We start from the raw sequence: 11,453 nt of genomic DNA, 5'->3' as shown, positions 1-11,453 counted from the left end.
CGAAGCCCTGACCAGCATCTTCGCTGGTCAGGGCTTCATTTCTGTCGGGACGGCCGGATTCGAACCGACGACCCCTTGACCCCCAGTCAAGTGCGCTACCAAGCTGCGCCACGTCCCGATGCTCTCGCCGGCTTCCCTGCGACAGCCGGTACAGCCTACCGCACGATCTTTCCGTTGCCCGTATCCACCCCTCGGTGCCAGCACCCACCCTCCCGGGCAGGCCGGGAGGGTGGTGTGGGCCGAGGTTAGCCGTGGGCCTTGCCGCGACCGCCGGGGCCGACCTTCTTGCGGGGGCGGACCGAAATCTCGATCGGGCTGCCCTCGAAGCCGAACTCCTCCCGGAGTTTGCGCTCCACGAATCGCTGGTAGCCCGCGTCCAGTGGGCCCGTGGTGAACAGTACGAACCGTGGCGGCGCCGCTCCCGCCTGGGTGGCGAAGAGAATCTTCGGTGCCCGTCCCCCACGCACCGGGTGCGGGGTGGCCTGCACCAGCGCGGTGAGCCACGCGTTGAGCTGTGCTGTCGGTACCCGCGTCTCCCAGCTGGCCAGTGCCCGGCGGAGCGCTGGGGCGAGCTTGTCCACCGCGCGTCCGGTCCGGGCGGAGAGGTTCAGCCGGATCGCCCAGGGGATACGGCGTAGTTCCCGCTCGATCTCCCGGTCCAGGTAGTACCGACGGTCGGCGTCCACCAGGTCCCACTTATTGAAGGCGATCACCAGGGCCCGGCCGGCATCGGTAACCATCGACAGGATCCGCTGGTCCTGTTCGCTGATGACCTCGCTGGCGTCGAGCAGGACCACCGCAACCTCGGCGGCCTCGATCGCCGAGGCGGTACGCAGGCTCGCGTAGTACTCGGTGCCGCTGGCCTGGCCGACCCGCTTGCGCAGGCCGGCGGTGTCGACCAGCTGCCAGGCCTCGCCGCCGATCTCGACCAGGCTGTCCACCGGGTCGACGGTGGTCCCGGCGACCGCGTCAACGACTGCCCGGATCTCTCCGGAGAAGCGGTTGAGGAGGCTGGACTTGCCGACGTTGGGCCGGCCGACGAGGGCAACCCGGCGGGGGCCACGCGGACGATCCTCGACGATCTTGGGTGCTTCCGGTAGCCGGTCCAGGATGAGGTCGAGCAGTTCGCCGGCGCCCCGGCCGTGCAGGGCCGAAATCGGATAGGGCTCCCCCAAGCCTAGCGACCAGAGCGCGGAGGCCTCCATCTCGATGGAGCTGTTGTCGGCCTTGTTCGCCACCAGGATCACGGGCTTGGCGCTGCGGCGCAGCATCTTCACTGCCGCCTCGTCCACGTCGGTGGCGCCCACCACCGCGTCGACCACGAACAGGACCACGTCGGCGGTGGTGATGGCCGACTCCGCCTGGGCGGCGATGGCGGCGGCACGGTCCTTCGCATCCGGTTCCCAGCCGCCGGTGTCGACGACGGCGAATTGTCGGCCGTTCCACTGCGCGTCGTATGGAACCCGGTCCCGGGTCACCCCGGGTACGTCCTCGACGACCGCCTGCCGACGCCCGATCAGTCGGTTTACTAACGTCGATTTTCCCACGTTGGGCCGGCCGACCACGGCCACCACCGGCTGCGGGGCGGTGGCCTCCTCGGCATCGGGCTCAGGGCCGTCCCACCCCACCCAACCGGTTGGCTCGTTCATCGATCCACGCCCCGCTCGGCCAGCATCTCCTGCAGGCGCGCCACGACCTCGTCAATGCCGAGTTCGGTGGTGTCCAGCACCACTGCGTCCGGGGCTTGTGTCATTGGGTCGGCCTTGCGAGTCGAGTCCAGCTGGTCCCGGCGGGTCAGGTCGGCGGCGGTGCGACCCGCGTCGGTGGCGTCCTCGGCGCTGCGTCGGGCTGCCCGGGCCGCCACAGACGCCGTCAGGTAGACCTTCAGATCAGCGTCGGGGACTACTACCGCGCCGATATCGCGCCCCTCGATCACGATCCGACCGGCGGTGGCGGCGAGGTCCCGCTGCCGGTTGACGAGCATCGAGCGGACCGCCGGTACGGCGGCCACGGCCGAGACCGCCCCGGTCACCTCGGGTCCACGGATCTCCACCTCGATGGGTACGCCGTCGGCGGTCACGCCGTATCCCTCGGGATCGGTGCCGATGCCGAGCTCAGTTTCCCCGGCGACCTTGGCCACAGCCGACGGGTCGGCCAGGTCAACTCCGGAGCGGAGGACCGCCCAGGTGACCGCCCGGTACATCGCGCCGGTGTCGAGGTAGCGGGCGCCCAGGGCGATCGCGAGTCGCCGGGAAACGGTGGACTTACCCGAACCGGACGGCCCATCCACAGCGACCACGCAGCGCCCGGTCCGTACGTTTTCCTCCACCGCAGTCCTCCTCAGTCCGTACCTCGCGGGTCCACACCCGCGAGCGGTGTCTGCCCGCCGACAATCATGCCTGGCACGGTGCGCTCCCCTGGTGCCGCACCTCCGGGAGCGACCGCCCCCGCGCAGCGGGCCGCACGGAGCCTACCGGCTGCGGTACCCGCCACCGCCGCCGTCAGTCGCCGACGGCCTTGAACAGCGCGGCGACCTCCGCGTTGGTGAGCCGACGGGTGCGTCCGGCGCGGAGGTCCCCGAGCCGGATCGGCCCGATCGAGGTACGCACCAGCCGGGACACCGGGTGGCCGACCGCATCGAACAGGCGCCGTACGATGTGCTTGCGTCCTTCGTGCAGGGTTACCTCCACCTGGGCGGTTTTGCCCAGCGTGTCCACCACACGGAACGCATCCACCGTCGCGGGACCGTCGGTCAGCTCGACGCCGGCGGCGAGGCGCCGGCCCAGCGACCGCGGGATCGGGCCGGACACCTCACACAGGTACGTCTTGGGCACCCCGTAGGAGGGGTGCATGAGGCGGTGCGCGAGCGTGCCGTCGTTGGTGAGTAGCAGCAGGCCCTCGCTGTCCGCGTCGAGGCGTCCGACGTGGTAGACCCGCTCTTCCACCCGGTTGCCGAGGAAGTCGGCGAGGGCGGTCCGGCCCTTCTCGTCCGCCATGGTGGAGACGACGCCCCGGGGCTTGTTCATGGCGAGGTAGACCAGACGGACGTCGGCCTGGAGGCGCTCACCGTTGACGTAGATGGTGTCGGAGGTCGGATCCGCCCGGTCACCGAGCTGGGCGACCCGGCCGTTCACTGTCACCCGCCGGCGGAAGATCAGATCTTCGCAGGCACGTCGAGATCCGACACCGGCGGCGGCGAGCACCTTCTGGAGGCGTTCCGGGCCGGTGTAGACGGGCGCGTCGGGTTTCGGGGCACGGCTATCGCGAGGCATCGGCGAGGTCTTCCACATCGTCGGGGAGGAACGGAGCGAGCGGCGGCAGGTCGGTGATGCTGTCCAAGCCGAGCTTCTCCAGGAACAGGGAGGTGGTCCGGTAGAGGTGGGCACCGGTTTCCGGTTCGGTGCCGCACTCCTCCACCAGCCCGCGGGAGACCAGGGTACGGATCACCCCGTCGCAGTTCACACCGCGGATGGCGGAGATCCGGGATCGGGTCACCGGCTGCTTGTAGGAGACCACGGCCAGTGTCTCCAGCGCGGCCTGGGTCAGCCGTACAGTCTGGCCGTCGAGGACGAACCGCTCCACGTACCCGGCGTACTCCGGCCGGGTGTACAGCCGCCACCCGCCGGCCGCTCGACGCAGCTCGAAGCCGTGCCCGCGGGTGGTGTAGTCGGTGGAGATGGCGTGCAGCGTCGCCCGGACCCGTTCGAGCGGCTGCTCCAGCACGTCGGCGAGGGTCGTCTCGGCGACCGGCTCGTCCACGACCAGGAGGATCGCTTCCAGGGCGCCGTGCAGCTCGGCGTCGTCGAGTACCGACGCGGGGGGTGGCGCCGGCCCCCGTTGGCGGGACCGTCCCCGGTCGGGTACAGATTCCCGGCCAGCACCAGCCGGATCTCCGGGTACGGCGAGGGTGCGGCCATCCTCGACGGCACCGGGCGGTTCGGGGTTGGGTTCTCCCCCGCTCGGCGCGGTAGTGGCTTGTGCCTCCTCGACCGGTGTGGCCGATGTCTCGCGGTGGCGTTCCCATGGCGGGATCCACGCGGCGGCCTGGTCGGCCAGGGAGTCCCCGTGTTCCTCGTCACCCATCTCGCTCGTCCTCTGTCGTAGCCGGCCTTCCGCCGGGTGGCGCCGACCCGGCCGGGTACGACCTGGGCGCCGGGAGCGGCGTTGCCTCCCCGGGCCCGAAGTCGACCGGCCCGGAGTCGAAAGGCCCGGAGTCGGCCGGGACCGGGTCGACCGGCCGAGGGTCGGCTGGCCCAGCCCCGTCGGACCCGGCGGTGGAGAGCGTTCCCGCATACTCGTCGATATCCAGGTCACCACCGCCGTCGACGGGGCCGGTCCAGCGTACGGTCAGCTCTTCCAAGGCCTCTTCCTGGGCGAAGGCGACCAGGCCTTCCCGGTAGAGTTCCAGCAGGGCGAGGAAGCGGGCCACCACCTCGAGGAGGGCCTCGCAGTCCGCACAGAGCCCGGCGAAGGTGGCCGTACCGACCCGGCGTAACCGCTGGGCGATGATCTCGGCGTGTTCCCGGACGCTGACCCGCACCTGGTGCACGTGCGCGATGGATACCTCGGGTGGCGGTTTCGGGGTGAACACTCGGACAGCCAGGTCCCGTAGCCGCTGCGGGCCGATGCCGAACACCAGGTCGGGCAGGGCCTGCGCGTACCGTGGCTCCAGCGTCACCGCCCGCGGGTACCGCCGCCCGCCGATCTCCTCGAGCACCGCGATGTGCGCCGCCGCCTCCTTGTACGCCTTGTACTGCAGCAGCCGCGCGAAGAGCAGATCCCGGGCTTCCAGCAGGGCCAGGTCCGCCTCGTCCTCGACCTCGGCGGCGGGTAGCAACCGGGCCGCTTTGAGGTCGAGCAGAGTGGCGGCGACGAGCAGGAACTCGCTGGTCTCGTCCAGATCCCAGTGCTCACCCATTGCCCGCAGGTAGGCGATGAACTCGTCGGTGACCTGGTGTAGCGCCACCTCGGTGACGTCCAGCTTGTGCTTGCTGATCAGTTGCAGCAGCAGGTCGAACGGGCCGGTGAAGTTGGCCAACCGAACGGTGAAGCCGCTGGTCGCCTCCCCGCCGCTGGTCGCCTCCCCGCCGCTGGCGGTGGTGCTGGCCCCGGAGGGTGCGGACTGGTCGAGGGGCGGTGCGGTCACCGGCAAACCGTAGTCCACCACCTGGGCGCCCCACTCCCGGTATACCGTTCCGCCTGGCTGCCGGTCTACCGTTCCGCCTGGGCGGCAATCACCTCGCGGGCGAGTTGCCGGTAGTTACGCGCGCCGGAGGAGGCCGGGTCGAGGGTGGTGATCGGTGCCCCGGCGACGGTGGACTCGGGGAACTTCACGGTCTTGGTGATCACCGTCTGGTAGACCTTGTCGCCGAACGCCTCGACCACCCGCTGCAGCACCTGGCGACAGTGGGTGGTGCGGCTGTCGTACATGGTGGCGAGGATGCCCTCAAGCTCCAGATCGAAGTTGAGTCGCTCGCGAACCTTGTCGATTGTGTCCAGCAGCAGGGCCACGCCGCGGAGGCTGAAGAACTCGCACTCCAACGGGATGAGCACACCGTGGGAAACGGTCAACGCGTTGATCGCCAGTAGACCCAGGGAGGGCTGGCAGTCAATCAGGATGAAGTCGTATTCCTTGCGGATGCTCTTCAGCACCCGCGCCAGCGCCATCTCCCGGGCGACCTCGTTGACCAGTTGGATCTCGGCAGCGGAGAGGTCAATATTGGCCGGAAGCAGGTGCAGCCCCGCCACGTCGGTCTTGATCAGCACATCGTCGCAGGTAACGTCGTCCTGCATGAGGAGGTTGTAGACCGACAGGTCGAGGTTGTGCGGGTTGACTCCCAGACCGACCGAGAGGGCGCCCTGCGGGTCGAAGTCGACCAGCAGCACCCGGCGGCCATACTCGGCCAGCGCGGCGCCCAGGTTGATGGTCGTGGTGGTCTTGCCGACGCCGCCCTTCTGGTTCGCCATCGCGATGATGCGGGCGGGGCCGTGCCGATCGGTCGGCATCGGTTCGGGGATCGGCTTTCGCGTGGTGTACGCGGCCGGATCTGCCGGACCCAGGTCATTGCCGAGTGTGGACTGCTGCTCGCGGAGCTCCGACGTCCAGGTCTCGGCACGGCCACCGTCGCCAACCATGTCTTTGCCCCCTCCCGACGACCACACCGGCGTCGGAGCCGACCGACGTCCTTCGCGACGCCGTTGCGAATCCTGGCCGCGTCACTTCCGCCAGGTCCGCGCCGAACCTGACTGTACGCCACCGACGAGCAGGCCGCTCAGCACCGGTCCGGCGTGTCACGCCCCTCAACCGAGCGCCCGCGGGTGGGCGGTCGCGTACACCTCCCGTAGCCGTTCGACGGTGACCAGCGTGTAAACCTGGGTGGTGGTGACCGAGGCGTGGCCGAGAAGTTCCTGCACCACGCGCACGTCGGCGCCACCGTCGAGCAGGTGGGTGGCGTAGGAGTGCCGCAGCGTGTGTGGGGAGACCGCCTGCGGCCCGATATCCGGCAGGCCGGCGCGCCGGGCGGCGCCGCGCAGAATGGCCCAGGCGCCCTGCCGGGACAACGGGCCACCGCGGGAGTTGAGGAAGACCGCCGGGGTGCCTCGGCCGGCGGCGGCGAGGCCGGGGCGGGCGCGCACCAGGTAGGCGTGCAGCGCAGCCACGGCGTACCCGCCGATCGGGACCAACCGGTGCCGCCCGCCCTTGCCCCGCAGCAGTACCGCACCGGCGTCGGTGTCGAGGTCGTCAACGGCGGCGCCGACCGCCTCGGAGATCCGCGCGCCGGTGCCGTACAGGAACTCCAGCAGCGCCCGGTCCCGCAGCCCGAGCGGCGCCTCCGCACCGCCGGCGGAGGCCGCACCGGCGGTGGCGTCCAACAGGCGGATCACGTCGTCAACCGGCAGCGCCCGGGGCAACCGGCGGGGCGGTGCCGGTGGGCGGACCTCACGGCTCGGGTCGGCCCCGGTCAGGCCCTCGCGCAGCGCGAAGCGGTGCAGACCGCGTACGGCGCTGACCGCCCGGGCCGCGGAGGAGGCCGCGAGGGGTGGGCGTTCCTCGTCCCCGACGCGCAGCCGGGCCACATGGGCTTCCACCTGGCCCGGGGCGACCGATGCCAGGTCGGTCACCCCGCTCGACGCGAGCGTGTCGAGGTAGCGGGCCAGGTCCCGCCGGTACGAGGCGAGGGTGTTCGCCGCGAGTCCCCGCTCGACGGCGAGGTGGTCCAGGTAGCCGCGGACGGCGCGGCGTAGGGCCGGCGCGGGAGCCGGTCCGGCCTCGGCCGCCGTGGCTTCCTCGCCGCCGGTCAGGCCAGCACCTCGGCCAACGGCAGAGGGGCCATGCCGTGCGCGTCGGCGACCGGGCCGTAGACGACCTGACCATCGTGGGTGTTCAGGCCCAGCGCGAGCGCGGGGTCCCGACGCAGTGCATCCCGCCAACCGAAGTTGGCCAGTTCCAGGGCGTACGGCAGGGTCACGTTGGTCAGCGCATAGGTGCTGGTGTGTGGCACCGCCCCGGGCATGTTCGCCACGCAGTAGAAGACGGAGTTGTGCACCGGGTACGTCGGTTCGGCGTGGGTGGTGGGATGCGAGTCCTCGAAGCAGCCACCCTGATCGATGGAGATGTCGACCAGTAGGCTGCCCGGTTTCATCCGGGCGATCAGATCGTTCGAGATCAGGGTCGGTGCCTTGGCGCCGGGCACCAGCACCGCGCCGATGACCAGGTCCGCGTCCACCACCGCCCGTTCGATCTCGTACGCGTTGGAGGCGACCGTCTGCAGGTGCCCTCGGTAGATCGCGTCGGCCTGCCGCAGCCGGGCCACGTTCTTGTCCAGCAGCAACACCTCGGCCTGGAGGCCGAGCGCGATGGCGGCGGCGTTCATCCCGGAGACACCGGCACCGATCACCACGGTCTTCGCCGCGTACACGCCGGAGACGCCGCCCATCAGTACGCCGCGCCCACCGCCCTGGGCCTGCAGGTGGTAGGCGCCGACCTGCGGGGCGAGCCGCCCGGCCACCTCGGACATCGGGGCGAGCAGGGGCAGCGACTGGTCGGGCAGTTCGACGGTCTCGTACGCGATGGCGGTGACCCCGCGGTCCAGCAGCGCGTCGGTGCACTCCTTGGAGGCGGCCAGGTGTAGGTAGGTGAAGAGGACCTGGCCCGGCTGCATCCGGTGGTACTCCTCCGCGACCGGCTCCTTGACCTTCAGTACCAGCTCGGCGCTCTCCCACACCTCGTCCGCGGTGGGGAGGATCGTGGCACCGGCGGCGGCGAACTCCTTGTCGCTGGTGCTGGAGCCGGCGCCGGCGCCGGACTCGACGAAGACCTGATGGCCGGCGCGGACGAACTCGTTGACGCCGGCGGGCGTGATCGCCACTCGGTACTCGTGATTCTTGATCTCACATGGGATGCCGACCTTCACGATGCAGACCCCCTCCTCCAGGGCTACTCGCCCCGGCTACGCGGCGTCACGGCGGCTCCGTTGCCGCAGTGCTCAGGTCCCGCCGGCGGCAGTCTAGGCCGGAGTTGACCGTCGGGGAGCCAGCACTGTGACATGTCGTCGGTGCTCCCGCTGACGATGTGTCAAGACGATCTTGGTGACCGCCCGGTGCGGGGCGGCCTACTCCGCTGTTGGGACCAGATTCGCCACCTCTCGCCGGACCTACTGATCCCCCCCGTTCAGACAGCTGATGTGGATCATTACTGTGTCCCCTCGTGACTACTCCTTTTACCCACCCGATGGGTGGGTCCGATAAGAGCAAAATCGTCGCGGGCGTCCTACAGATCCTGCTCGGTGGCTTCGGGGTCGGCCGCTTCTACATGGGCGACACCAAAACCGGCGTGTTCCAGCTCATCGTCACCCTGGTGACGTGCGGCGTGGGCAGCCTCTGGGGCCTTGTCGACGGCATCCTGATCCTGGTCCGGGGTGGCGTCGACGGCCAGGGCCGGCCGCTGCGCGACTAACCCCCGGTTTCACCGTACGTGACGGGGACCGCTAGCGGTCCCCGTCACGTACCGACTCAGCGCGGCAGTGGTGTCCCGGCCGGGCGCAGCGCCGTCCAGCCCCCGTCCCGGGCGCGAGCGGCGGCGAGCAGCCCGGCGACCGTCGCGGCGTTGGTGATCTCCCCAGCCAGCACCATCTCCACCGCCTCGTCCAGGGCGACCCGGACGAGCTGAAGATCGGCTTCTTCCTCGGACCGGCCGTGCCGCCGGCCGACCGGCACCTCGGTGAGGTCGCGGGCCAAGAACACCCGGACCAGTTCATTGGTGAACCCGGGTGAGCTGTGCACGTCGACCAGGACATCGAGCCGACCGGCGTTCAGGTCAGCCTCCTCGGCCAGTTCCCGGCCGGCGGCAGCGGCCGGGTCCTCACCCGCGATGTCCAGCAGGCCGGCCGGCAACTCCCACAGGTGCCGGCCGACCGGGTGCCGGTACTGCCGGATCAGCACCACCCGACCGGCCTCGTCCAGGGCCACCACCGATACCGCGCCGGGGTGTCGGGCACAGTCCCGCAGGGCGGTGCCGCCACCGGGCATGGTCACCTCGTCGGTAACCACATCGAAGATCCGGCCCCGGTACCGCTCGACGCGCGAACGCACCTGGTAGCGGTGCCCTGCTGTGCTCACGAGGTCGACGTCGCCGGCGCCGTGGAGGTCCCGCCGTTGCTGGCTGCCGTCGTCGCCGTACCGTCCAGGTCGACCGGGAGCTGATCAGCCTGCGAGTACGCGAGCGCCGCCGCCACGAAGGACGCGAACAGCGGGTGCGGGCGGGTCGGACGGCTCTTCAGCTCCGGGTGTGCCTGGGTGGCCACGAAGAACGGGTGCAGGTCGCGGTCCAGTTCGACGAACTCGACCAGCCGGCCGTCCGGCGAGGTCCCCGAGATGTGCAGGCCCGCCTTGGTGAGCAGGTCACGGTAGGCGTTGTTCACCTCGTACCGGTGCCGGTGCCGCTCGCTGACCTCGGTGCTGCCGTACGCCTCGGCGACGATCGACCCCTCGGTGAGCACCGCTGGCCAGGCCCCGAGCCGCATGGTGCCGCCGAGGTCGCCCCGGCCCGCGACGATGTCCTCCTGGTCGGCCATGGTGGCGATGACCGGATGCGTGGCCTCCTCGTCGAACTCCAGCGAGTTCGCACCGTCCAGCCCGGCGAGGTGGCGGGCCACCTCGATGGTCATGCACTGGAGGCCGAGGCAGAGGCCGAGCAGCGGAACGCCGTTCTCCCGGGCGTGCCGGGCGGCGCCGACCTTGCCCTCGATACCGCGGACGCCGAACCCGCCCGGGATGACGACGCCATCAACGCCGGCCAGGGCGGCCGCGGCACCGGCCGAGGTGACACATTCGTCGCTGGGCACCCACTTCAGCCGTACCCGGGCCCGGTGCCCGAAGCCGGCGGCACGGATCGCCTCACTCACCGACAGGTACGCGTCGGGCAGGTCAACGTACTTGCCCACGAGCGCGACGGTGATCGTGTGCCGGGGCTGGTGCACCCGCTCCAGCAGGTCGTCCCAGCGCGCCCAGGCCACGTCCCGGAAGGAGAGGCCGAGCCGACGTACCACGTACGCGTCGAGGCCCTCCCGGTGCAGCACCTTCGGGATGTCGTAGATGCTGGGTGCGTCCGCGGCGGCGGTGACCGCTTCCAGGTCAACGTCGCAGTAGAGGGCGAGCTTCTGCTTGACCTTGTCCGGGATTTCCCGGTCGCAGCGCAGTACCAGTGCGTCTGGCTGGATGCCGATGCTGCGCAGCTGCGCGACCGAGTGCTGGGTGGGCTTGGTCTTCAGCTCGCCCGACGGCGCCAGGTAGGGCACCAGCGAGACGTGCAGGTAGAAGCAGTTGTCCCGGCCCAGATCATGGCGGATCTGCCGGATCGCCTCCAGGAACGGCAGCGACTCGATGTCGCCGACGGTCCCGCCGACCTCGGTGATGACGACGTCCGGCACCTGGCCCTCGCCGTCCGGTTCGGCCATGCCGAGCACCCGCGACTTGATTTCGTTGGTGATGTGCGGGATGACCTGGACGGTGTCCCCCAGGTACTCGCCGCGCCGCTCCTTGGCGATCACGTCCGAGTAGATCTGCCCGGTGGTGACGTTGGCTTTCCCGGACAGGTCCCGGTCGAGGAACCGCTCGTAGTGCCCGACATCGAGATCGGTCTCGGCGCCGTCCTCGGTGATGAAGACCTCACCGTGCTGGAACGGATTCATCGTCCCCGGATCCACGTTGAGGTAGGGGTCGAGCTTCTGCATCACCACACGCATGCCACGCGCGGTGAGCAGGCTGCCGAGGCTGGAGGCGGTCAGGCCCTTACCCAACGAGGAGGCCACGCCCCCGGTGACGAAAATGTGCCTGGTCGTCTGTACTGAAGGGGCCAAGGCCTGCTCCCGTGTCGTCTGTCGCGGTCGTGCAGACCGCCGTGCCGATCAGCAGAGTGATCACGCGATCCACGGGATTCCACGCTAACACCCCAC

Annotated in this window: 11 protein-coding genes and 1 tRNA gene; 1 reads left to right on the top strand and 11 read right to left on the bottom strand. The window is 70.3% G+C overall.

All coding sequences use genetic code 11. From position 1 onward, the window contains the following. Positions 1-44: 44 nt before the first annotated feature. From H0524_RS11015 to ald, 9 genes are all read right to left on the bottom strand, one after another. Positions 45-118: transfer RNA gene (locus tag H0524_RS11015), tRNA-Pro, on the bottom strand. Between the two features lie 127 nt (positions 119-245). Next, complete coding sequence (gene der, locus H0524_RS11010; protein ID WP_018215060.1) at positions 246-1,649, bottom strand: ribosome biogenesis GTPase Der; 1,404 nt, start codon at positions 1,647-1,649, stop codon at positions 246-248. Next, a complete protein-coding gene (gene cmk, locus H0524_RS11005) occupies positions 1,646-2,329 on the bottom strand; it encodes a (d)CMP kinase (protein ID WP_180198564.1) in 684 nt (227 codons plus the stop codon). The genes der and cmk overlap by 4 nt, the downstream gene beginning before the upstream one ends. A 172-nt stretch (positions 2,330-2,501) precedes the next feature. Further along, on the bottom strand, positions 2,502-3,272 hold the full coding sequence (locus H0524_RS11000; RefSeq protein ID WP_180198563.1) for a pseudouridine synthase: 771 nt from the start codon (positions 3,270-3,272) through the stop codon (positions 2,502-2,504). Then, the gene (scpB, locus tag H0524_RS10995) at positions 3,259-4,083 is read right to left on the bottom strand and encodes an SMC-Scp complex subunit ScpB (protein ID WP_180198562.1); all 825 of its coding nucleotides are present in this window, start codon (positions 4,081-4,083) and stop codon (positions 3,259-3,261) included. The genes H0524_RS11000 and scpB overlap by 14 nt, the downstream gene beginning before the upstream one ends. Continuing rightward, positions 4,076-5,167: a ScpA family protein gene (locus H0524_RS10990; RefSeq protein WP_180198561.1), complete on the bottom strand. Its 1,092-nt coding sequence runs from the start codon at positions 5,165-5,167 to the stop codon at positions 4,076-4,078. Before H0524_RS10990 ends, scpB begins: the two co-directional genes overlap by 8 nt. A gap of 44 nt (positions 5,168-5,211) precedes the next feature. Beyond that, the gene (locus tag H0524_RS10985) at positions 5,212-6,135 is read right to left on the bottom strand and encodes a ParA family protein (RefSeq protein ID WP_018215055.1); all 924 of its coding nucleotides are present in this window, start codon (positions 6,133-6,135) and stop codon (positions 5,212-5,214) included. Positions 6,136-6,300: 165 nt separating this feature from the next. Next, positions 6,301-7,302, bottom strand: a complete 1,002-nt coding sequence (locus tag H0524_RS10980; RefSeq protein WP_180198570.1) for a site-specific tyrosine recombinase XerD — start codon at positions 7,300-7,302, stop codon at positions 6,301-6,303. Next, complete coding sequence (gene ald, locus H0524_RS10975) at positions 7,299-8,414, bottom strand: alanine dehydrogenase (RefSeq protein WP_180198560.1); 1,116 nt, start codon at positions 8,412-8,414, stop codon at positions 7,299-7,301. The genes H0524_RS10980 and ald overlap by 4 nt, the downstream gene beginning before the upstream one ends. A 317-nt stretch (positions 8,415-8,731) precedes the next feature. Here ald and H0524_RS10970 point away from each other — a divergent pair, with 317 nt between their 5' ends. After that, positions 8,732-8,956 carry a TM2 domain-containing protein gene (locus H0524_RS10970; RefSeq protein WP_018728646.1) on the top strand — a complete coding sequence of 75 codons (225 nt, stop codon included), beginning with the start codon at positions 8,732-8,734 and terminating at the stop codon, positions 8,954-8,956. Between the two features lie 56 nt (positions 8,957-9,012). Here H0524_RS10970 and H0524_RS10965 read toward each other — a convergent pair whose 3' ends face one another. Both H0524_RS10965 and H0524_RS10960 read right to left on the bottom strand, forming a co-directional pair. Continuing rightward, positions 9,013-9,618, bottom strand: coding sequence for an NUDIX hydrolase (locus H0524_RS10965; RefSeq protein ID WP_180198559.1), 606 nt, complete (start codon positions 9,616-9,618; stop codon positions 9,013-9,015). Continuing rightward, positions 9,615-11,357, bottom strand: coding sequence for a CTP synthase (locus H0524_RS10960; RefSeq protein ID WP_180198558.1), 1,743 nt, complete (start codon positions 11,355-11,357; stop codon positions 9,615-9,617). The genes H0524_RS10965 and H0524_RS10960 overlap by 4 nt, the downstream gene beginning before the upstream one ends. Positions 11,358-11,453 lie beyond the last annotated feature (96 nt).

This window comes from Salinispora sp. H7-4 (assembly GCF_013416675.1).
GTDB lineage: Bacteria > Actinomycetota > Actinomycetes > Mycobacteriales > Micromonosporaceae > Micromonospora > Micromonospora vitiensis.
Note: the sequence above shows the minus strand (reverse complement) of the source record. Positions and strands in the feature narration are given on the sequence as shown.